Source organism: Alteromonas sp. 76-1 (genome assembly GCF_900654235.1).
In the GTDB taxonomy this organism is placed as follows: domain Bacteria; phylum Pseudomonadota; class Gammaproteobacteria; order Enterobacterales; family Alteromonadaceae; genus Alteromonas; species Alteromonas naphthalenivorans.
Genome location: NZ_LR136958.1, coordinates 306,905 through 330,532, shown reverse-complemented (window position 1 = coordinate 330,532; position 23,628 = coordinate 306,905). Strand labels below are relative to the sequence as shown.

The following is a 23,628-nucleotide window of genomic DNA, read 5'->3' as shown; positions in this document are numbered from 1 at the left end:
TCATTGCCTTATTGCACTGTTGTGTCGTCAGTGATTTCAGAGGTGGGAGCATCTTGGGCCACCATCTCTACCAGTTTTAACACCTCTTCTACACTGGTTACGCCCATTTTTGCGTAAGTCAGAGCAGATTGAGGCAAAGAGCGATAGCCCGCGCTTTTAGTCGCGGCATCACTAAAGCCTTGGATATCACTGGATTTTAAATAATTCATCATGTTTTCAGTCATTTCGAGTAACTCAAAAACCCCAATTCGCCCTCTGTATCCTGTTTGATTACATTTCTGACAGCCACGCCCTTGTTTAAAGGCAACGTCTGCGGCATTTTCATCAATACCGTTCAACCACACCTTTTCATCATCCGTTGGCGTATAAGAGGTGGTGCAATTATCACAAATTCGGCGTACCAAACGCTGAGCAATAATGCCTCGAAGAGAACTTGCCACCAAGTAACCTGGCGCGCCCATATCGAGTAAGCGCACTACACTAGATATAGCGTCGTTGGTATGCAGTGTTGATAGTACTAAGTGACCGGTTAATGCGCCACGAAGCCCTATTTCTACCGTCTCTTGATCGCGCATTTCCCCTACCATAATAATGTCGGGGTCTTGTCGTAGTGTGGTTCTAAGTACATTTGAAAAAGTCAGGTTTATTTTAGGATTCACTTGAACCTGATTAATGCGGGGTAAGCGGTATTCCACCGGATCTTCTACGGTAATTATTTTCGACTTTGCCGTATTTAATTCACTTAATGCACCATACAAAGTGGTCGTTTTACCCGAACCGGTAGGCCCGGTAACCAAAATCATCCCATGAGGGCGTCGTAGCAAATTTCTAAAGCGGGTTAACTGTGCTGAAGGCATACCAGTTTGTTCAAGGGTCAGTATTCCTGCGGACTGATCAAGTAAACGCATGACCACAGACTCACCACCTTGCACTGGCATGGTGGACAAACGCACGTCTATTTTGTGCCCTTTAACTTTTATTTGAGTGCGGCCATCTTGCGGTAGCCGCTTTTCCGAAATATCTAACCCCGCCATCAGTTTTAAGCGCAGCACTAACGCGGCCGCTATACTTTTCTCGGGTATAACGGTTTCTTGTAAAACCCCATCTACCCGTTGTCGTATTCTCAACTGATTTTCATCAGGTTCTATATGAATATCAGACGCTTTTGCTATCACAGCATCTTCAAAAATGGATTGCAGCAAGCGGGCGACTGTTGTGTCTTGGTCGCCCGCACCACCAAGTTCTATATTGAAGTTATCTTCAGTATCGTATTCCTCTGCCAGCTCTTGGGCAAAACTCGCAATTTCTTGGGTTTTTCGATAAAAAGTATCGTAAGCGGTGAACAGCTGCTGCTCGCTAACTACGGCAAGTTCAATCTGTCTGTTTAACGTTTCTGAAAGATGATCTACCGCGGTTAAATCGGCGGGATCTGACATGGCAACTAGCAGGCTGTCACCCTTATCATCAATTACGAGTGCGCGATATCGCCTAGCTTGAATTTCAGGTAAAAGCAGCACAGCTTGTTGATTTACCCGGTATTGATCGATATCGATAAGCGGAACATTTAAATGCCGTGATAACAATTCAAGCATTTGGTGTTCAGTCACCAACCCCATCGAAATTAGCGTAGCACCTAACTTGCGGCCCGTACTCTTTTGCTCAGACAATGCCGTCATAAGCTCATCAGCACTAATCAAATTATGCTGAACAAGAAGGTCGCCAAGGCGAACTCTAGGTTTATTCATTTTACTACTTCCCGAAGCCTAGCCATGCGCTCTTGCGCATAATGATGTACATCTGGTGATAGGGTCTGCTGCGTATCAATCTTTACTACTTGGGAGAAAGCGTGAAACGCCAGTGCAGATTGATGCAAACTGTCAGCACTTATCGCAGCACCTAACCACCATTTGGGCTCGAGAGGTCGCCGCTTAGTTAGCACTAAATAATCATTAAGTGACTTGTCGAACTCGCCATGTTGCTGCAGTAAATTCGCTCTAAAACTAAGTAACTCTATAGACAGTGGGTTGCGAGGTGAAGAAACAGCACCGTTCGCGCTTTCTATCGCTAACGTTGTTAGCCCTTGTTTCACATACAACCGCGACAACATAAGGCGAACGCTGTGATCATCCGGTGAATTCACAAGCATACGTTGTAATAAGGCCTGGGCTTTTTCGACCTGGCCGCTGGCAAACAGCAAGGACGCTAGCTTCTTCTTAGCACCAATATCGGTTGGATGGCTTTGCACTTTCTGCTGCATTAGCCCGATGGCTGTGTTGTAGTCGTTATTATCAAGAGCCAAGCGCACCTGCTCTTCTATCGCAGGGGCGTTTTTATTGTTATCAATCTGCTTTGAAAAACGTGGCACTGGTGCAGACTCAGCTGTTTTTAGGCTGTCTACCGACTTTGATACAGTCTTCGCTACATAGATGCCATTAGGGCTATTGTCTGGGTTGGAAGTAGGGCTAATGCTTGCATCAGAAGCAGCACGCGGGCTTTTTAGGTATTCCCCCTCAGTGGCTTTCGCCTTTTCCGAAGATGTATCCTGTGCTACTTGGGCAAACGTCTGCATTGGTTTTGATAAATTATGCGGCTTATTCGTGTCGTCGTTTTGCGAGATGTTAGCTTTAGCACTTTCTTTTTCAGCACTCCCTTGGTCGGCAGATGTAGTACTTGGTTGAGCACTTGCTGTCAGGGAAGTCGGCAATATAGCTGGGCTTTGTTCGGTTAATGAAACCTCGTCAGTATCTGTTATCGCCATTGATTCAGAGGGCAACGCCGCAGATGACAGCGATGGCGCGGGGTTAAGCAGCACCCACACAGCTAACGCGATGGTTGCGATAACTAACAAGAGCACAACGATAGTAAGCGCACTTACTGACTTTTTTTGTGGGGCCTGGTATCGAGCTTGCGGTTGTTCAACGCCTTCGCGAGCTTCTAGATCTTTCAGCATTTTATTCACAACACTCATGCCATGCCTCCAAACTCGAGTACACTGGCAAGGGTTACCGAAACCACCACACCGGCGGCTACCAAAGAAGGCCACAGGGCAAAAGAAGCGTACCAAGGCAATGTAGTGGCTTCGGTGTCAGCAATAGCCAACTTAATATGCGATACATCCACGTTGTACTTGCCTTCGCCATACGCCAGCATCATGGCCTTATGACACAGTACGTTGACCAGTCTTGGCGTCCCCTTCGTAGCCATAAACATTAATCGGCAACACGCTAAGTCGAACACCTCTTCTCCGGTATGCCCTGCTACCACTAAACGATGTTTTACATAATGGTATATTTGGTCGGTATCCATGTGCGATAACGAATAACTGAATGTAATGCGCTGCTTTAACTGTCGCAGCTCCGGCATTGAAAGCTTTTGATTGAGCTCTGGTTGCCCAAATAGCACCACCTGCAATAATTTACGGCTTTCTGTCTCTAAGTTAGTCATTAACCGAAGTGCTTCAATACTTTCTACCGGTAACGCTTGCGCTTCATCAATCACCAAAACAGCACTGCGCTGCTGGGCATTAATATCGATAAGTCGCTCTTGAATACATTGGGTGAAACGCTGCTGATCGCAGGTTTGCCCTATATCTACTCCTAACTCACTTGCCACTGCACGGCGCAACTCGTCTGGGCTTAAAAGAGGGTTAGGAATATAGGCTGATTGAAAATGCGCGGGTAATTCATTAAGAAACTTCCGGCAAATAAGGGTTTTGCCTGTACCGACTTCACCAGTCACTTTGATAAAGCCCTCACCAGATTTAAGCGCAGTGAGTAACACCTCACTGGCTTCAATATGACTGGGTAGGCCATAAAAAAAACTGGTGTTTGGCGTTAAAGTAAACGGTAGCTCTCTAATGCCAAAATGATACAAATACATACTTAATCCACATACAACCAATCAACCATATTTTGGCGACTGGTTTCCAGTTGCTGTTCGAACGTGTCGTGTCCTACAACAGTGGGTTTGAGTAAAATAATAAGTTCTTTTTTTGTTTCACTAACTTGGCGATTCTTGAACAATTCACCAAACAGCGGAATGTCACCCAGTAATGGGGTTTTTGAAACCACATCGGTCTGACTGGTTTGCATTAAGCCACCTATCACCACTATCTCGCCAGAACCTGCACGTATTATAGTGTCTGACTCTCGAATGGTGCTTTGTGCCAATGGTAATACAATTTGCTCATCATCCATGGTCACGACTTTCTGCTGCTCAGCAGTTTCAATCACCGATGGATGAACATGCAATAGCACCGTGCCTTTGTCATCGATTTGCGGTGTTACATCTAGCGCAATTCCCGAGAAAAAGGGTGTAAGTTCAATATCCGGTGATATAGACGTTGTAGTGCTGGTAACCGTGCTGTCGCTTGACACATCAGTAACAAAATATTCATCGTCACCCACTTTTATAACCGCTTTTTGATTATTAATAGCGGTTACCCGTGGGCTAGAAAGTACTTGTACATTCCCTTGAGTAGACAGTAATGACAGCACCCCAGAGAAGTCTTTGTTCAAAAATGCGAGGCTTGTCACGCCCCCCAAGGTAGCACTGATGTCATTGCCTAACGTGCCAGCAGTGGTTGAAAGTGAAAAGTCTGTATTGCCGGTGTTCGCCAATATTTCATTCCAATTAATACCTTGCTGATAGCCGTCATTCAGTTCCACTTCTAAAATACGGGCTTCCAAAATAACTTGCTTAGTTAAGTTCGCTTCTGAGGTTTTCAAAAAGCGACGTATATCAGACAATTCATCAGGCATAGCCCGCACAGTAACTAAGCTAGCTTGCGGAGTAACAAATACAGCACGGCCGTTTTCTTTGCCTACCATGGCTTCAAGGCTAACCTTCAAGTCAGCCCAAAAGTCTGTTTCAGTGCGAGTGTTTATAGTTGTGCCGTTAGTATTGCTGTTGTTTTGACTTCCGTAGCTATCGGAACTGCTGAAGTTGCCACTGTACGAGCCCGTAGAAGAACCATTGTTGTTATTTTGATTATTATTTTGCGTTACACCGCCGGAGGTAATACTGGTTTGGGTTGCGCCGTTTCGCTGCATGTAGAGGTAATTCACGGCAAAGGTTTCAGTACGCATACCTGCAGCGCGTACTTTGAAAACCGTTCCTGAGCGCGCAATGTCGTAGCCATATAGGTCACTGAGTAATGACATAACTTCGTCAATTGTGACTTGCTTGAGTTGCAGCGATACCGACCCAGTTACTTGCGGATGAATAGCAACACTGTAAGGCGTACCTTCAACCAAGCCTGCGAAAAAGGCGCTGATAGGCACACTTTGCGCGTTAACGTCGAAACGTTGTGGCCCGAACAAGCTGTTAGTTGAAGACACACTTTCGGGTGCTGCCAATGCAGCTGATACCGCAGAGGGAATGGGCACTGGGGTATTTAGTTGTGAAGATTTACGCGCTTTTTCTGCATCAATTTGTTCTTGTAAGTCTTGTTCAACTTCTGACACTAGCTGCTTTTGAGGCTCTGACGTACTCTGACAACCGGCCATCACTAAAGCGATGCTTAATACACCAAATAGACGGGGTAACTTGCCCATTTTACAAATCCTCTGATACATTTTTTTTAATTATTGTTATTGGCGCTAAAGTCAATACAGTGCGTACCGGCTTGGCAGAATGCGTTTTCAAAATTACAACGGTGTTCTGGGTGATGCTTTCTACTTTTCCTTCTGCGATATCGTCGCCTTCTCTGACCACTTTATTGTTAATTATGGCGTGCTTACGTTGCGCAGAATACATAATTGCGCTTAAGGAAAAGTCCCCTTGCTGCGTAGCACCAATGCCTGTCATTTTGGTATTCCCAGGACGAGTTGGGTCTTGCTGTGCAAACAACAAAAATGAGCTAAAAGTGAGCACAATCGTTAGTATTAGTTTAAACACGGATAAATGTCCTTTGCGTGCTAACGGTATAAAACTCTATTGTCACTTTTCCGTTAGGGTAATCGCTGACTTGGTAATCCATCGCTTCCCAATAAAGCTTTATATTTTCTTTTTGAGCACGTTGAAGAAAGTCTCTGATATCAAAATAGCTACCGCTGAACGTTAGGGTTAGTCCATGTCGATAAAGCGTAAGCGCCGATAAGTCTTCACGCCCTGCAAATATATTAACAGGCGCAATGGTTGCCATAGATTCCAAGCGCACTTGTTGTGCATCATCAAACATACGACTAACCAAAGCTGGCATTTCATCAGGGGTGACTAAGGTTTTAAGTTCATCTCTAAATCGCTGTTCCAATACCGCGTCTTTTTCTTTTAATTCTGCAATGCTCGATATCAAGGCCTTGTCGGGATCCTCATTAAGCGCCTCGAGATAAATTTGCAATTGTTGGTCTAACGAAGAGGTTTGCGTGGCTTCAGACGCAAGCCTTCTTTCCATCGATTGCGACTTTTTCCAAAGTGGCTCGATAAAAAACGTGAAACCAATAAGTACTATCACCACTAAGCCCGCGACAAAGAGCATGATGAGTTCTCGGGGGCTCATAGCGGCTAATTTACTGTTTAAGCTATCTTTGCTCATTCTGGTGCCACCTCACCGTCTTCGTTAGCTGGCTCACTGAGTAATTCAAAAGACAACACGCCGTTTGGATTGCCATCTTTGTCGATATCACGGCTTAATTTTATGACTTCAAATTCTTTTTCTTCAAAGTAAGCACTGTTTCCTAGTCGTTTTAACCACGCTGGCAGTGCACCTGGGTCGTTTACTTTGCCATATAATGACAATCGCTCACTGCGCACTACAAATCGCGTTAGCCAAAGCGAACCGTCTGCAACATCGGCAAAACCATTTAAGGCTTGGTAAAATGGCGCCTGCTCTCGGGTTTCTTGCCCGCTCAATTCTTCTATAAGTAATGTTTTTTGGCTGACCGAAAGGTTTAATGTTTCGAGCTCTTCAGATAAAACTTCTGATGGCTTTCTTTCGGCCAATTGAGATTTCGCCATGGCTAAGTCTTCATCAAGCTGGATAGTTCTTTCCTGCGCTTGGTTTAACACTGCACTTTGTTTTTGAACTGTAGCGCTCAACCTCATTGTAACCAACACCACTATCAGCAATGTAAGTAACCACACCGCAAGCATTGTGCCTACATTCAACCACCGAAATTCCGGCTGAAACTCTGGCCAATAAAGGTTAATCCGCTGTCTCATTTTGGCGCTCCTGCAGTACTCATTGTAGGAGGCGCAATAGGTTGTGGAACCAATGCACAAAACGCAGCGCTCAAGCTCACCAAATTCACCCGATATACATCAATGTCTTCGTTTGCTTGAATAGGCGATATTAACTGATCGATTTCTGCTGGAATTAACTGACTGAGCTGCATCTTAAGCGTAGTAGAATGCGGGGAGTCTAACCGAAATAAAACCGACCGGATGGGCGGTTGACGTAACTGACTTTCAAAGTGGTCCATAGAGCGTTGAATTTGCACACCCAAATTATCAAGCAGCCCCATCTCCAATTCCTCTTTGGAAAACGAGCCAATATTTTCAAAACCTTTTAGGCGCCGAGAAGAATAAAGATTGCCATCTTTAACGACATGCAAAACCACTTCTTCACCAGCTTCTTGTGTTAATAGTACGGTGGCGCTTTCCATCGATGGCATAAGTTCGCATAGCGCTAATTCAGCAGTGGTGATCTCTTTTAGCGTTACGTCGGCAGATTGGATATGACTGACAACGTCAGCAATGACAGAGCGAGGTAGTGCGAATACGTTTACCTTGTTAGTCCCTGCAAGCGGAACTGGCAAATCGACATAATCAAATACGTAGGCTTTATCGCTACCCAATATTTCGGCAACAGACCATTGCAGTGCGCCGTGAACTTCGTTGTCCTCAACATTTGGCCGGTCTAGCTGTAACGCGTTGTACCAACTGTGAGACATACACACGCACGTTGATATACCAAGAAGGCTTTTTTCCTTTAGCCAAGCATGAAGCTTTTCACCCCATTTTTCTGGCGTTACTGTTTCTTCGTCAACTAAAACTATTGAATCTTGCTCACGCTTTACAATGCAGAAGGATACAGATTCAGCGTCTACAGAAACGCCGAGTACATAGTGCTTGGGAACACGTCTAAATTTCTGCGTTAGGTATTGGCGCCATCCTATGTGCATTGTAAAATCTTTGACCATGAATAATATTGTTATTACAACAAAGTAATAACAATAGCACCAGTAGACGAAAGTTGTTTATTTTTAAGAATATTTCAATTTTTTATTAAACGCGTCACACCCCAATAACCATTGTTTTTCTCCGTTATTTCCCAGCCTCTTTTAGCCAGAAAAATACGAATATAACGATTACTCATACCGTGGCCAAACACAACAATCTGAGGGTGCTTTTCGGCTTTCTTTTCGAGTTCCTTTGCCGCTTTACTCACGCGATTTTTAGCCTCAACGAAAGACTCAAACCGCCCTGTTTTACCGCAAAACCACATTAATCTGTTTAATAAAACCCAATGCCAAGCTCTTAATCTCAGCGGTAGCCTGTAGTAGGGAATATCCATTTCTTTTAATTCGGGAATAACGTCAATGGCGGGCTCACCCATATAATAGTTTGCTGAAAGCTGTGCTCTTTTAAGCGGGCTAGCAATGATGTGATGCGCGGCAAATTCGCGCTTTTCATCTGGGTAATGGGCGCTGTCTAAAGGTGACTGATTGTATTGGCGAACCCAATTGGTAAATTCACCCGCACTTAATTTATTGTTGTGAGCAGACAGCGGCTTTCCGTGCCGAATTAGAATTATTTCCTTCATCCTATCTTCCTCTTTATGAATAGCTTTAATACCAGTAGGCCAACTATATCGCTGTAGTTATGTATTTTGGACATAAAAAAGCCCGCAATTTGTTAAATCAAAATGCAGGCTTTAAGATTTTAGAGTAAATCTTTATGCAGATTGCTGCATATCGGAACTTTTAGACACCTGAGCCGTTATATAGCTTTCTAAGTTGGCTTGCTCGCTTTGGCTTAAACGTAAACCATGCTTAGTTCGGCGCCAAATGACGTCTTCAAGAGACATTGCCCATTCGTGATCAATAAGGTAGTCCACTTCTGCTTGGTACATGTCAGCGCCAAAGTTCTCACCCATACTGCCTAAATCTGCTTTTCCTTCAAGAAACTTAGTACATAACATGCCGTATTGGCGTACATAACGAACACATACAGATTCAGGTAACCATGGGTAATCTTTTTGTAGCTGTTTAATCAGATCTGCTTTATTGGTGAAAGCGCCACCCGGAAGTGCTACATTTTTGGTCCAAGCTTTACCTGCCTTGGGAAACAAGCTAGTTAGCTTATCTACTGCATGCTCTGCCAATTTTCTGTAGGTAGTAATTTTTCCACCGAAAATATTAAGCAATATTGGCGAAGACTCAGTGCCGCTTAGCTCCACTTTATAATCGCGCGTTAACTCTTGCGCAGACGCATTTTTTTCTTCCAGCAATGGGCGCACGCCACTGTAGCTGTGAACAATATCACTTTCGTCAATTTTGGTTTTAAAATACGTATTAACAACTTCAATTAGATATTCAGTCTCTGCTTCAGAAATAGCGGCTTGCGATGGCTCACCAACATAATTTTCATCGGTAGTGCCAACAAGTGAAAAGTCGTCTTCGTAAGGGATAACAAAAACAATACGGCCATCTTTATTTTGAAGAATATAAGCTTCTTCTGTGTCGTAAAGTTTAGGCACAATAAAATGACTGCCCTTTACCATACGCATCGCATTTGGGTTTTTAGTGTCGGCAAGTCTATCTAGGAATGAAACGGCCCACGGTCCCGCGGCGTTAACCACAGCCTCGGCATTAATTGTAAACGTTTTCCCTAATGCGTCTTTTAAAGTCACTTTCCATAACTTGTCTTGCTTCTCGGCACTAATACATTCCGTACGGGTATAGATGCTAGCACCTTTCTCTTGCGCTGCTAATGCATTCAATACCACTAAACGAGCATCATCTACCCAGCCATCTGAGTATTCAAAACACGTTGTAATATCATTCACCAAAGGGCCTGTCGGTGACGTAGACATTTTCTTTGAACGTGGTAATACATTACGTTTGGCTAGTGAGTCGTACATAAACAAGCCAATTCGTATCATCCATGCGGGACGAAGATGCTTTTGATGAGGTAAACGAAAACGTAAAGGCCACATGATGTGTGGGGCTTTTTCTAATAGCACTTCACGCTCAGCGAGCGCTTCTTTCACAAGGCGGAACTCATAATGCTCTAAATAGCGTAAACCACCATGTATTAACTTGCTGCTAGAGGAAGACGTTGCACCTGCAAGATCGCCTTTTTCACATAGTGCTACCGAAAGTCCGCGACCGGCCGCATCTAATGCTACTCCGGCACCATTTACACCGCCGCCAACCACTAATACGTCAACGGTTTGTGTACTATTTGTATTCTGATTCATGTTCTCGCCCCTTTCGGCTTCACTAGCATGCTGGCTATTTGACAACCAAAAAGAAAACATGTCAACACAAAACGAACATTAACGAACATTCTTGCGCAATTTTAACCCTCGTAATTGAAACACTGGTTAAACATAGCCTCATCGTTTCAGAAAAAAGTTTGATATATAGGTTTTACAGGTACTAGGTATGCCTACTGCTATGCATAGCATTTAGCTTAGTTAATCATAGCAACTAATACGTGGGTAACAAGGATGGCGCGCCGTTACAACAATGCTGGGCAGCGTTCTGTTTTTTGGAAGTAGATAGTAAACTGTTAAGTGACTACCAAGGTAATAAGTTGGCCGTTTACGCCTTAATGAAACTGATGTTGTTTTCGTCAATAATTTTTCGAATAGCAGGGGGCGGTGTTTGATCGCATACCAGGCAATCCACCTGAGAAATATGCCCTTGTTCCACCATGGCGCGGCGCTCAAACTTACTATAATCTGCTGCAAGAATAACGTGCTGAGTATGCTCTAATATCGCTTGTGATACCTTTACTTCCCTAAAATCAAAATCGAGCAATGCACCATCGGCGCTAATTCCACTTATGCCTATAATGCCGTAATCCATTCGAAATTGGCTGATGAAGTCGCAGGTTGCTTCCCCAATGATACCGCCATCTCGGTAACGTACTTCGCCCGCAGCGATAATAACTGAGAAGTCTTCTTTAGCAGAAAGAATGGTCGCGACATGAATGTTATTCGTTACCACGTGCAAGTTTTTATGGTTAAGTAACTTGCTTGCTATCATTTCAGTCGTCGTGCCTATGTTTATAAATAATGAAGCCCCGTCGGGGATCATGCTAGCCACTGCCTCAGCAATTCTTTCTTTTACTTCACTGTTTTGTGTTTTGCGTTCTTGATAAGGGGTGTTTTCCCAACTTCGATTAAGTCCAGCGCCGCCATGGTATCGACTAACAATACCGGCCTCGGCGAGCTGGTTTAGATCGCGGCGAATAGTTTGGGGGGTAACGTCACAACGAGTGACCAAGTCGTCAATAGACATGAAGCCATTTTGTTTGATAAAGCTAACAATTTTTTCGTGCCTTTGCGTTTGGTTCATTGGGTCATTCCTTGTGGCAATTTAGCCATTATACGTGGTTCATCCTACCCTGCCTACGGTAATTCGAACACTGAAATGTTCGTTTTCGAAAATATAGCATTGTTAAACTGGTGTAAATGGTGCAAACTCTTACCAAATTATGTTCAGGAGACGTGTCATGGGCCAATATATTCTTGCCATAGACCAAGGAACCACGAGTTCACGTAGCATTATCTTTGCAGCGGACGGCGCTATTGTAGCCGTTGCACAACAAGAGTTTTCTCAAAAATACCCACAAGATGGTTGGGTGGAACACGATCCAGAAGAAATTTGGGAAAGCGTAACCACAACCATGAATCAGGTATTTGATAAGTGCTCGGTATCACCTGAAGATATAGCCTCTATAGGTATTACCAATCAACGCGAAACAACCTTAGTTTGGAATAAAAACACCGGCAAGCCTGTGTACCCGGCTATTGTTTGGCAAGACAGACGTACCTCGCAGCAATGTCGCGAACTCGACGACGATGAAAGTTTAGTCGCGCATATTACTGAATCTACGGGATTACTGCTTGACCCTTATTTTTCGGCCACCAAACTAGCGTGGATTTTAGATAATGTGGATGGCGCTAGAGAACAAGCCGAGGCAGGCGATCTTCTGTTTGGTACGGTGGACACCTTCTTAATTTGGCGTTTGACTAACGGCGAATCACACAAGACCGATGCGACGAATGCTTCACGCACCATGCTGTTCGATATTAATGAACAATGTTGGGATGAGCGTTTACTCACCACCTTTAATATCCCTAAATCAATGCTTCCTGAAGTCATGGATTGTGCGGCTGAATTTGGTGTTGTAAGCAAAGATATTTTGGGCTTTGCTATCCCTATTCAAGGTGTAGCCGGCGATCAGCAGGCTGCGCTTGTTGGCCAAGCCTGCTTCGAAAAAGGCATGGCAAAAAGTACTTATGGTACGGGTTGTTTCATGATTTTGAATACAGGCGACAAGCCTCTTCAATCTAAGAACCGCTTGTTAACTACCGTAGGTTATAGACTAAACGGAAAAACCACTTACGCTCTTGAAGGTAGTATTTTCATGGCCGGCGCTACGGTGCAGTGGCTACGGGATGGCTTGAAACTGATTGACGATGCTTCCGAAACCGAAGCGTTGGCGCAAAGAGCGCGACAAGATAATGGTGTTTTCCTTGTGCCAGCCTTTACCGGATTAGGTGCCCCCTATTGGGACCCCGATGCACGAGGCGCTATTTTAGGCCTAACTAGAGACACCGGCATAAGCGAAATTGTTGCCGCGGGTTTGCAATCGGTATGCTATCAAACCAAAGACTTACAAAAAGCCATGGAAAGTGATGGTGCAAGACCAACCACTATCCGCGTAGACGGCGGTATGTCTCGAAACGATTGGGTTATGGGCTTCTTGGCTGACGTATTGGGCGCAGAAGTGGAACGCCCCGAAATTACTGAAACCACCGCACTTGGCGCCGCATTTCTTGCTGGCCTTCAAGCTGGTGTATTCACCTCTGTTGATTCCCTTACCGAGTGCTGGAAAAGTGACAGTATTTTCACTCCTCGGCTTTCAAAAGACGAGCGTGACAAGGCCTATGACGGTTGGAAAAACGCTGTCGCCCGTATCCGCTGTAGTTAATTTATCCCTTCCTTATAAAGCGCGGTAATAAACCGCGCCATTAATATAAAAAAATATTTTTATAACATTGTCATTACAATGTAAATTTGTGTTACTATCAAAAATTAAGGAAAACGTTTACCTTTTTCCTTAATTTTTAAAAACCTTTAATTTCAATATCTTAATAACAATAATTAGGAATTTAGGTTATTAAATGTGTAAAAAGAATGTTAATAACATTGATCCGAACATACTTATTACGCTATTTGTACGCTAACCAAGTAGAAAATAGCCTACTTACGGAGAAAACACAGTGACACATAAAATTAACACATCATTACTAGGCCCAATTGCAAAACGCTCCTTGCTAGGTGTGGCTATTGCTTCTGCCTTACACGCCCCGTTGGTATTCGCTCAAGAAGAAGCGACACCTGCAGATGACCAAGTTGAAGTTATTGAAGTTAAAGGTTTTACCAGCTCTCTAAAAGCGTCAATGTTAGATAAAAAAGCATCTGATGTTGTTTACGACGGTATTACTGCCGAAGATATCGGTAAATTCCCAGACCAAAACGTTGCAGAATCGCTTCAGCGTATAACTGGTGTAGCAATCGATAGAAGTGGCGGTGAAGGTCAATTTATTACTGTACGTGGTTTTGGCCCTGAATTTAACACGGTTTTAGTTAATGGACGTCAAATAGCTACTGAAAACCAAGGCCGTTCTTTCAGCTTCGACACACTACCTGCAGAACTAATTAGTGGAGCAAAGGTTTACAAAAGCCCACTAGCATCATTTCAAGAAGGTGGTATTGGTTCGACGGTAGAAGTTACCACTGCTCGCCCTTTCGCATTTGACGGTTTTAAAGCTGTAGCAAGTGTTAAAGGTATGTACGAAGATATTTCTGAAGAAACTACGCCTCAGGTATCTGGCCTTGTAACAAATACTTTCATGGATGGGAAGCTAGGCGTCTTAGCGGCAGCTTCTTTCCAGCAGCGTAAATTACAAACTAATATGTTGGAAACACGCTACTGGCGTCCAGGTGTTAGCATCACAGATCGTTCTGAGCTTGATAATCCAGACTATGCTGATAGCGCGCAATACAACGGCGTATATATTCCACAGAACTTCGACCAAATTGTTGACTTGGTAGATCGTGAAAGAACATCTGGAAATTTAGTTGTTCAATACGCACCTAACGATGACATGACGCTTACGTTAGATGGCCTTTATTCGAAGTTCGAAGTTGATTCAGATGCTCACAGCGTGGGGCACTGGTTCTCCGATAGTAATTTAGACAACATGACTTTCAACGACAACGGTTCGCTAACTAGTTTAGATAGCACTTTGGTTGAAGGCGTGGGTGGTGCCACTGATTTTATCCGTCGTCGTTTTGGTCGTGACGTTGAAATTCAAGCGTTCGGAGCAAACTTTGAATGGCTTGTAAATGATAACCTAACAGCCGTTTTTGATGTTTCAACATCGACAGCTGAAGATAACAGTGGTGGTGATAACTTCTTCACAGTAGTGGGTTACAACAATGCCTACAGTGTGGATTATTCAGGTACAACACCAACATTAACTGTTGATGGTGGTGATGCGGCTTTACAAACGCCTTCTCTAGGGCGCATGCATTACAACGAGCGTAACGGCTTCGATACCGAAGACACTATTTCAGAATACCGTGCAGATTTTACTTGGGTACCAGATTCGGATAATGCCTTCTATAAAATGGACTTTGGTGTTTATTACCAAGACCGCGAAAAAGACAATACCCGCCGATTCGCTTCATCGTGTAACGTTTACTGTGGTTACAGTTTCGACTTCCCAGATGAATTGCTGACGGTTTTCACTGCCGAGAACTACTTCGCAGGCGTACCTAACCAATGGTTAACTTACGATCCAGAAGCATTCTTCGATTACGCCAACTCTGATGAAGCTGCACAACAAATTGCAGATGCTACAGGTCTGTCATTCGATGATGTTCGTGCGACCCTTGATGCAACAAATATTAGTGACCCCCAAGCAAGTGCTGATTCTTACGTGGTAGGCGAAGAACTATTAAGTGTTTACACGCAGTTCTACTTCCAGACTGAAATCTCAGATTTGCCTTTAGATATCAACTTCGGTTTCCGTTATACAGAAACAGATACATCCGTAGATGGCACTGTTCAACAGGTTCAAGATCTACAGCCTATTCCTAACGATCCATCAGACTACAACATTGTTTATGCTACCGATGTTGGTACGCCTATTAATGAGAAAAACAGCTACTCATCGTTGTTGCCTAATGTAAACGTTAAACTGCAACTGACTGACGAATTGTATTTACGTTACGCTTATTCAGAAACATTAACGCGTCCAATGATGGATGACTTAGTGCCAGTGTTTAATGTAACTGTATCTCGTCCTGGCAACCTTCAAGCTCAAGCTGGTAATACTGAACTTCAGCCTTACCAAGCTACCAGCTGGGATGTGTCTTTAGAGTGGTATTACGATGACACGAGTTACTTCTCAGCAGCCGCATTCAATAAAGAAGTAGAAGACTTTATTTCTTCATCTACGGAAGAAGAATCGTTGTTCTTAGATAGTGGTGAGTACGTATTTAGTGTGCTTCGTCCACGCAATGGCGAGACATTAAATGTTGAAGGTCTTGAGCTAGCATGGTTACACACGCTAGAAAATGGTTTCGGTATTCAAGCGAATGCCACTATCGTAAATTCAGACGCTGAATTTAGCTTACCGGGTTTAGGTAACTCTCAAAACATTACGCTTTTCTATGAAAAAGACGCGTTCCAAGCACGTGTTGCTTTGAACAACCGTGAAACTTTCATGCAAGAAGCAGTAAGTTCACTTGGTGGTACTGAACCTCTGTTCACCGAGACGTACACCCAGGTGGATATGAGCGTAAGCTACGATATTAATGAAACCGTTACCGTGTTCTTCGAAGGTATCAATATTACTGAAGAAGAGCTAACGCGTCGTGGTCGCCTATCAGAACACTTTGTTCAACAAGTGAATGATGGTGCTCGCTATGCAGTTGGCGTACGTGCTAACTTTTAATTATACCTAGAATGAAAGGGGGCACTCTCGCCCCCTTTTTGTTGTTTCTACTGCTGAGGAGTTTTTTGTGTCAGGCAGCTTAATCCAAATCATCGTCTTCTTCGTTATTACCGCTCTTATCGGGTTACTCACCTACTTAAAGTGCCGCGGACATGGACACAGTACAGCAAGTGAAACCAAAGAATACTTTCTAGCTGGCGGCGGTCTTACGTGGATCTTTGTCGCGGGCTCTATTACGTTAACAAACTTAAGCACCGATCAATTGGTAGGTATGAATGGAAACCAAATGGCGTTGCTAGCGTGGTGGGAATTTGCAGCTGTAATAGGCTTAATAATTCTAGCTCGAATTTTTCTTCCTGTTTATTATCATTATCAATGTACAACCACTACTGAGCTTTTAGAGAAGCGTTACAACAACAAACATATTCGTGCTCTTATTGGGCTGCTGTTCTTCTTAGGAAGTAGTCTCATATTCATGCCAGCGGTTATTTATTCTGGCTCTTTGTTCATGATCAATATGTTTAACCTAGACCTTCCACTAATGTATGTAGCTACCGCGTTTGCTGTAATAGGTGCACTGTACGCTATATTTGGCGGCTTACGCGCGGTCGCGGTTTCAGATACCTATTCAGGTGTACTATTACTTGTTATGGCCATCGTCGTCGTAGTACTTGCAATGGTTGCTATCGATTTCGACTTCTCGGGTATTCCAGCAGAGCGTCTAACCCTGATTGGTGATGCCGATTCGCCACTTCCATGGCAAACACTGCTTACCGGTATGATTTTCATCCAAACCTTTTATTGGAGCACTAATCAAACAATTACCCAACGTGCTATGGCTGCGCCAAATATTAAAGAAGCGCAAAAAGGGGTATATGCCGCGGCAATTATTCGCTTCATTATTGTGCCTACAATTATTGTCGTGCCAGGTATCATATCGTTTAAGCTTTATGGTGATATTAACGATGCGGCTTATGGTACGTTAGTTGGCGATGTGCTACCTGATTGGCTAGCTGGCGTATTCGCCGCTGCGTTAGCCGCTGCCGTATTAACTACGTACAACAGTAACCTCAACTCGGCTACAGCGTTATATGTGTGCGATATCCATGAAGCGTATATTAATAAGAAACCTGAAGTAGCCAAGTTAGGTGGAGTAGTTACCGCTATTCTGACTGTTGTTTCTTTAGTAATGGTACCTATCTACGCCCAAGCAGAAAGCATAATAAACTTACTACAACAGCTTTATGGCTTACTTAGTATGCCGATACTGTCTATATTTATAGTTGGCTTGATGTTTAACAACGTAAATCCATATGCTGGAATTACGGCAGTTATATTTGGTGTCTTACTTTATGCCTTCTTTAGCTTTGTTCACGCCCCATTTGAACTACATTACATTCACCTAATGCTAGTGACGTTAATTTGTTGTATTACGGTAGCACTTGGTGTTAATAAACTCGTGTTTAAACAGTCTGCACAGTGGCGTGGCAGATTGGTAGATGCAGACTAGGTAGCGCAGCGTATGACGCCGGTAAATAGTGTTGTTATTGTAGGCGGAGGCACGGCGGGTTGGCTTACTGCTGGTCTGCTGGCGGCTACCCACTCTAAACAAGGCTCCACCGGCGCACGCTTGTCTGTAAAGGTTATTGAATCTGATTCGATTCATCCTATTGGTGTGGGCGAAGGCACTTGGCCTACTATGCGCAGCACCTTAGCTAAAATAGGAATTGAAGAAGCTGCACTCGTCCAACAAGCGAGTGCGACCTTTAAACAGGCGAGTAAGTTTGTTCACTGGCACACTGAAGGGCAACGCACTGGATACTATCACCCCTTTAGCGCGCCTCAAGGCTCGGCCAGTGTAGATATAACCCCGTACTGGTTACACAACAACGCATTAAACGAGTATGCCTCAGATGTGTGTTTTCAACCAAGCCTGTGTGAACAAGGTCTAGCCCCCAAATTAACGGCGGATTCAAAGCAAAACTTCAGTGCCAATTACGGCTATCATCTTGATGCCGGTAAATTTATTAGCGTATTACGTGATCATTGTAAGAAAGAGTTAGGCGTCGAACATATTATTGATGATGTCACCGATGTTGCTACTGATGATGCTGGTATAAAGCATGTCGTCACAAAAAATAATGACCAAATTCACGGTGATATTTTTGTTGATTGTACAGGTTTCACTGCACGCCTTATCGAAAAAGCACTAGATGTTCCTATGGAAGATGCTTCCTCTGTATTGTTTTCAGATTCAGCTTTGGTGCATCAAATTGCATATTCTGATGAACATCAGCCTATTGCTTGTCACACCCTATCTACCGCGCAAGAAGCTGGTTGGATATGGGATATTGGTTTGCAAAACCGCCGGGGCACGGGCTATGTTTATTCGTCGAAATTTCAATCAGACGACGAGGCAACTAAAACATTTGCTGCTTATCTAAAATCTATAAACCCCGACGAAGAGTTACCTTCTATTTTTAGAAAAATTAACTATAAAACTGGTTATAGAAAACGCTTCTGGGAAAAAAATTGCGTAGCCATAGGTTTATCTAGTGGCTTCTTAGAGCCCCTTGAGGCCTCATCACTAATGTTAATTGAGCAAAGTGCAATCCAACTTGCTGAGCAATTACCCGCTTATACACAGGTGATGCCCCACGTGGCAAACCGCTTTAATCGCGCGTTAACTAATAAGTGGCAAAGCACTATAGAATTTTTAAAGCTGCACTATGTACTTAGTAATCGTAACGAAGACTTCTGGTTAGCAAACAGAGCACCTCAGAGCATTCCAAAACGGCTAACATCTTTGCTTGAAGAGTGGCAATACCGCCCTATTCTTGATAGCGACTTTACTGATAGAGATGACGTATTTAGCGCACAAAGCTATCGCTATATACTTTATGGAATGTCACATAAAACCGACTTGAGCCAGTATGAGCGTTCAATGAGCCAATACGAGGGCGCCGATAAGCATTTACAACTGAATAAAGCCCTTATCGCTCAGTTAACAGCGCGCCTTCCTTCTCATCGCGGCTTAATTGATACAATGCTTAATAAGCATTCAGCCTAATACACCTTAATTTAATCCAGCAGGTATTGTTATGTCGTCATATACGCCGTTAGATAGCCAAGCTCATCGCAACCTTCGTATTAAGGTAGATAAAAATTTTAGTCACAGCGCCGAGTTTAACCTAGTGTCTTTAGGCTTCAATGAGATTGCCAGTATTGGCGGCTGTATGCCTATAGTAGTTACTGCAAATGATATAAACCATTCTCACACGTTGGCGGCAGTGGTGGGCTGGCCCGAGTTTGGTAACGTATATTGTAGCAACACTGAATGGATGGGTCATGCCGTACCGCTGAGCATCCAAAGCCATCCATTCAATTACGCTGTTGAGCAAGATAAACTCACTGTGTTATTTGACGAAGACAGCCCTTTGATTTCTAACAATAGTAGCGAAGGCGCCAGCGCTTTATTTTCATCAGATGGCTCCCCCTCTGCAAGTCTTAAACAATATCAAAGTATGCTATCTAACTTAGCGAGCGGCTCTCAACAAGCAAGTGCTTTTATTCAGGCCTTAACCGACCTTGAGTTGCTATCTAATCTATCAACTACCTTGCATTTTGAAAATGGTGAAACCCGTGAAAGCACTGGGCTTATGACTATTAATGAAGATAAGCTAGCGCAGCTAAACGCAGATATTATTCACCAATTGCATACCCAAGGGTTACTGGTAGCAATAAATGCCATGATGCTTTCACTTAGGCAATACAACCGTTTAGTACAACTCACTAAAAGTGCGAACAACCCTGTAGTTAAAATCGGGCTAAAAACCAATGACTAATTATTGGTGGAGAAGTAAAGAGCATGGTATTTTACATGCAATGTAAACGTTTCACCCAGTTTAGATAAACGCCTTATTCCGCATTTTTTCTATTCTATAAATGCGATATAAATGGGTGTGCGGTATTCAATCATATTTAAAACCTGAGAGGTTAACATGTCATCACTCACGGCTTTTGTCCGCTTATCCAATGAAAAAACGACTTTAATTTTCGACTGCCAAGGGCGCATGCCTACCCTGATTTACTATGGCCAGCAGTTGAAGACTACAACGACGCCAGACATGTTAGCGCTGCTTAACACTCGCCAAGAAGCGAAATGTGCACCGGTTATCGAGCCACCTATCTCATTAGTTCCCACCCATGGTGAAGGTGTTACCGGTTCACCTGGTTTAGAAATTTCAGGGGATGCAGATCAATGGTCGGCAGGTTTTACCTTGTCAAACATTGAGCAAACCGATACCAGCTTAACGTTTACTGCGGTTGATACCGACAGACAAATGCAGTTAGTTACACGGGTTGTGTTAGATGCTGAAACAACCGTGGCCACATTTACCTCTAGTATCGAAAACCAAGGCGAAAGCACATTACAGTTAAATTACTTAAACGCTGCTAGTCTTGCCTTGCCAACGACCATGAGCAAGATTAAAAGCTTTGAAGGAAGATGGTCTAATGAATTTCAAACTGCCGACCATGACTTGTTCTTCGGTAGTTATGTACGTGAAAACCGCCGCGGCAAAACTTCTCATGATACTTTCCCTGGCTTAATCGCGTTTGCTAATGGAACTGGTGAGCTAGTTGGTGAGTGTTTCGGCTTCCATTTAGGTGCTTCAGCTAACCATAAATTCCGCGCGGAAATGATGGCCGATGGCAGAAGCTACGTTCAATTTGGCGAGCTATTGTTTCCTGGTGAAGTAACGCTTGATGCAGGTGAAAGTTATACGTCACCCGTGCTTTATGCAGGGTTTGGCGATGCTGGCTTTTCATCCCTTTCGCAGCAGTTCCATAATTTTATTCGAAACAATGTGTTAACCCACAGCGCTGATATCACCAGTGCACAGCACAAGCCCCGCCCAGTGCATTACAACACATGGGAAGGCATTTATTTCGACCATGATGAAACCACACTTAAAGCCCTTGCTGACAAAGTAGCACCGCTTGGTATTGAGCGCTTTGTGTTAGATGACGGCTGGTTTAAAGGCCGAAGAAATGACAAAGCTGGCTTAGGCGACTGGACAGTTGATGAAGCTATCTACCCAGAAGGGCTAGATGGGCTTATCGACCACGTTACCGATAAAGGCATGGAATTCGGCATATGGTTTGAACCTGAAATGGTTAACCCAGATAGCGATTTGTACCGCGCACATCCTGAATGGGCGTTGCACACCAAGAATAACCCCCATGTACCCTTTCGTAATCAGTACGTACTCGATTTAACGAACCCTGAAGTGGTTGAGTACTTGTACAAAGTCATCACCGACGTACTAAGCACTTACCCTAAAATTAGTTACATTAAGTGGGACATGAACCGCGATGTAAATCATCCTGGTAACTTACATGGCAAACCAGCTATGCATGGCCAAATGGCGGCTTTGTATACGTTAATCGATCGCGTTAAAGCGGCGCATCCGGGTATTGAAATTGAAAGCTGTTGTTCAGGCGGGGGCCGTGTGGACTTAGGTATATTACCTCACACCGACCGTTTTTGGACGTCAGACTCTAACGACGCGTTAGACCGCTTGTACATACAGCGCGGCTTCTCTTACTTCTTCCCTTCTGAAGTGATGGGCGCACACGTAGGCCCCCGCGATTGCCATATTACTGGCCGTAATTTACCAATTGAGATTCGTGCGGCTGTATCGATGTTTGGCCATATGGGTATTGAGATGGACCCCCGTGAACTTACTGAGCACGAGCAAGACACCCTGCAATCCGCCATTTCACTGTATAAAAAGTATCGTCATATTACCCACGGCGGCGATTTATACCGCATGGATGATGATGGCCTTAACGTGAAGTTTGGTTATGTATCAAAAGACAAAACCGAGGGAATTTTTGCCTACAATAGCGTGAAAGAGACAGGGCGTACTACACCATCTCGCTTCTATTTTGCTGGGCTTGATGCCGATAAGTCCTACACCCTTGAGCGGGTTTGGCCGGGTACATTGAAAGAATACTCACCGTCTATTTTGCAAAAAACAGACGGACAAGTATTTAGCGGTGAAGCGTTAATGAAATACGGTATGCAAATGCCGGTTTTATTCCCGCAGACTTCGCTTATCTATACCGTTAAAGCAGTGTAGTGTAATAAAAAAACACGCTACATAAAGCTTAAAGAAAGCGAACCACTAGGTTCGCTTTTTTATTTGTTTTTTGAGGCTTTTCATTATTTTTGCCAAACGCTTATCACCGTCTTTTGTCACTTTCGCAAGGGTGCTAGATGCCATTGAAACATCATCAGCATTTAGGAACAGCTCAGCTAAACGTAAATTAGCCCAATTCTTACTTGGTAACTGATTAGTATCAATATCTGTCGCCTCTAATTCAGCCAAGTAATAGTTAAGCGCATCAATTCCCGACTTAGTATATTGACTGGTTTCTACTGCCACCCAGCCTATACGATAAGTGCCATATAGTTGGGTAAACTTACTTTCAGAATACATGTCCCATGCTTGTTCATCTGCTTTGTGAGCTTTAACTACGTTAGTATTTAATAGAGGGGTTAGCGCTGCTATCGCGTCATCGTATTCTTCTTCGTTGATATGCAATTGACCTAGCTCGTAGCGTGCACGAGTTTCAAATTCAGGCTGTTCGCTAAGCTCAATTAACATTGCTTTTGCTTGAGCAGCTTTATCGTCTGCAGCGTAAATTGTTGCTGTCGCAAACTTGCCTTCTAGTGCATCCATTTGCGTAATTTTATCAGCAAGCTTTTTGGCTTCATCTATATCACCACCAGCGATAGACGGCGCTACTATGTAAAATTGCATTAGCGCCTGATAAACCTCAATTTCATCTGGTGCCACTTCAATCGCTTTTTGTAGGCTCGCTTTGGCTTTTTTGGCATAACCTAGGGCGGAAAAAACACTATCCATTGCTTGCGCGCCCATCACGTTAGCCTGCATATGGTAAGCGCGGTAATTGTCTTTATGATCGTCAACAAATTGAGCCGCCATATCCTCAGCATCATCTAAATCTGTATTCATTAACGCCGAAATTAACACGTTATATTGCTTCGGGGTCTTTGATGGTATGGGCTCAAGTGCCTTCACTATACTTTCATAATCCTGCGCTTGAAACATAGCGTCTAATGCGTCGTCAGAAGGTAATGCGCTGGCGTTCGCTAATGACACAAAGAATGATAAACACAGTAAAGCGGCTATATTTGTCCCCTTAAACGCAGCAATAGCTGGCAGACACAAACAATGGAGAAAAGTTAATTTGTTTTGATTTCGTTGGGGGAACATTCCTTTGCCTTAAGTAAATAAGCGTGAGGTAGTAAATTAGCATGCTTAATACGACTTCCCTAACTGAATAAGTAACAAAGCATGTCTTCTAGAATGACCCCTTGGCCTGAGGGT

Annotated in this window: 18 protein-coding genes; 6 read left to right on the top strand and 12 right to left on the bottom strand. The window is 43.7% G+C overall.

From position 1 onward, the window contains the following. Positions 1-8 precede the first annotated feature (8 nt). From ALT761_RS01340 to ALT761_RS01290, 11 genes are all read right to left on the bottom strand, one after another. Complete coding sequence (locus ALT761_RS01340; protein ID WP_126872561.1) at positions 9-1,745, bottom strand: GspE/PulE family protein; 1,737 nt, start codon at positions 1,743-1,745, stop codon at positions 9-11. Beyond that, complete coding sequence (locus tag ALT761_RS01335; protein WP_129735813.1) at positions 1,742-2,968, bottom strand: tetratricopeptide repeat protein; 1,227 nt, start codon at positions 2,966-2,968, stop codon at positions 1,742-1,744. The genes ALT761_RS01340 and ALT761_RS01335 overlap by 4 nt, the downstream gene beginning before the upstream one ends. Further along, on the bottom strand, positions 2,965-3,879 hold the full coding sequence (locus ALT761_RS01330) for an ExeA family protein (RefSeq protein WP_129735812.1): 915 nt from the start codon (positions 3,877-3,879) through the stop codon (positions 2,965-2,967). Before ALT761_RS01330 ends, ALT761_RS01335 begins: the two co-directional genes overlap by 4 nt. Before the next feature lie 2 nt (positions 3,880-3,881). Beyond that, complete coding sequence (gene mshL / locus ALT761_RS01325; protein ID WP_129735810.1) at positions 3,882-5,555, bottom strand: pilus (MSHA type) biogenesis protein MshL; 1,674 nt, start codon at positions 5,553-5,555, stop codon at positions 3,882-3,884. Position 5,556: 1 nt separating this feature from the next. Beyond that, on the bottom strand, positions 5,557-5,898 hold the full coding sequence (locus tag ALT761_RS01320; RefSeq protein WP_145988251.1) for a hypothetical protein: 342 nt from the start codon (positions 5,896-5,898) through the stop codon (positions 5,557-5,559). Continuing rightward, positions 5,891-6,535 carry a type II secretion system protein GspM gene (gene gspM / locus ALT761_RS01315; protein ID WP_129735807.1) on the bottom strand — a complete coding sequence of 215 codons (645 nt, stop codon included), beginning with the start codon at positions 6,533-6,535 and terminating at the stop codon, positions 5,891-5,893. The genes ALT761_RS01320 and gspM overlap by 8 nt, the downstream gene beginning before the upstream one ends. Then, a complete protein-coding gene (locus ALT761_RS01310; RefSeq protein WP_129735805.1) occupies positions 6,532-7,161 on the bottom strand; it encodes a PilN domain-containing protein in 630 nt (209 codons plus the stop codon). The genes gspM and ALT761_RS01310 overlap by 4 nt, the downstream gene beginning before the upstream one ends. Then, positions 7,158-8,123 carry a hypothetical protein gene (locus ALT761_RS01305; RefSeq protein WP_129735803.1) on the bottom strand — a complete coding sequence of 322 codons (966 nt, stop codon included), beginning with the start codon at positions 8,121-8,123 and terminating at the stop codon, positions 7,158-7,160. Before ALT761_RS01305 ends, ALT761_RS01310 begins: the two co-directional genes overlap by 4 nt. A gap of 92 nt (positions 8,124-8,215) precedes the next feature. After that, on the bottom strand, positions 8,216-8,764 hold the full coding sequence (locus ALT761_RS01300; RefSeq protein WP_129735801.1) for a histidine phosphatase family protein: 549 nt from the start codon (positions 8,762-8,764) through the stop codon (positions 8,216-8,218). Positions 8,765-8,896: 132 nt separating this feature from the next. Next, positions 8,897-10,423, bottom strand: a complete 1,527-nt coding sequence (glpD, locus tag ALT761_RS01295; protein WP_129735799.1) for a glycerol-3-phosphate dehydrogenase — start codon at positions 10,421-10,423, stop codon at positions 8,897-8,899. A gap of 346 nt (positions 10,424-10,769) precedes the next feature. Continuing rightward, the gene (locus ALT761_RS01290) at positions 10,770-11,528 is read right to left on the bottom strand and encodes a DeoR/GlpR family transcriptional regulator (protein WP_013785874.1); all 759 of its coding nucleotides are present in this window, start codon (positions 11,526-11,528) and stop codon (positions 10,770-10,772) included. 157 nt (positions 11,529-11,685) lie between these two features. Between ALT761_RS01290 and glpK the strand changes: the two genes are divergently transcribed. The 6 genes from glpK to ALT761_RS01260 all read left to right on the top strand — a co-directional run bounded on the left by glpK (position 11,686) and on the right by ALT761_RS01260 (position 22,353). Further along, positions 11,686-13,170: a glycerol kinase GlpK gene (gene glpK / locus ALT761_RS01285; RefSeq protein WP_129735798.1), complete on the top strand. Its 1,485-nt coding sequence runs from the start codon at positions 11,686-11,688 to the stop codon at positions 13,168-13,170. A 292-nt stretch (positions 13,171-13,462) separates the two neighbouring features. After that, the gene (locus tag ALT761_RS01280) at positions 13,463-16,207 is read left to right on the top strand and encodes a TonB-dependent receptor (RefSeq protein ID WP_129735796.1); all 2,745 of its coding nucleotides are present in this window, start codon (positions 13,463-13,465) and stop codon (positions 16,205-16,207) included. A 67-nt stretch (positions 16,208-16,274) separates the two neighbouring features. Beyond that, positions 16,275-17,717 carry an SLC5 family protein gene (locus tag ALT761_RS01275; protein WP_129735794.1) on the top strand — a complete coding sequence of 481 codons (1,443 nt, stop codon included), beginning with the start codon at positions 16,275-16,277 and terminating at the stop codon, positions 17,715-17,717. A gap of 12 nt (positions 17,718-17,729) precedes the next feature. Next, positions 17,730-19,277, top strand: a complete 1,548-nt coding sequence (locus tag ALT761_RS01270) for a tryptophan halogenase family protein (protein ID WP_129735792.1) — start codon at positions 17,730-17,732, stop codon at positions 19,275-19,277. Positions 19,278-19,308: 31 nt separating this feature from the next. Next, positions 19,309-20,052, top strand: a complete 744-nt coding sequence (locus ALT761_RS01265) for a SapC family protein (RefSeq protein ID WP_129735790.1) — start codon at positions 19,309-19,311, stop codon at positions 20,050-20,052. Positions 20,053-20,208: 156 nt separating this feature from the next. Next, a complete protein-coding gene (locus ALT761_RS01260; protein WP_129735788.1) occupies positions 20,209-22,353 on the top strand; it encodes an alpha-galactosidase in 2,145 nt (714 codons plus the stop codon). 45 nt (positions 22,354-22,398) lie between these two features. On the opposite strand, the gene ALT761_RS01255 is transcribed toward ALT761_RS01260, so the two are convergent. Beyond that, complete coding sequence (locus tag ALT761_RS01255; protein WP_129735786.1) at positions 22,399-23,514, bottom strand: tetratricopeptide repeat protein; 1,116 nt, start codon at positions 23,512-23,514, stop codon at positions 22,399-22,401. Between the last annotated feature and the right edge of the window lie 114 nt (positions 23,515-23,628).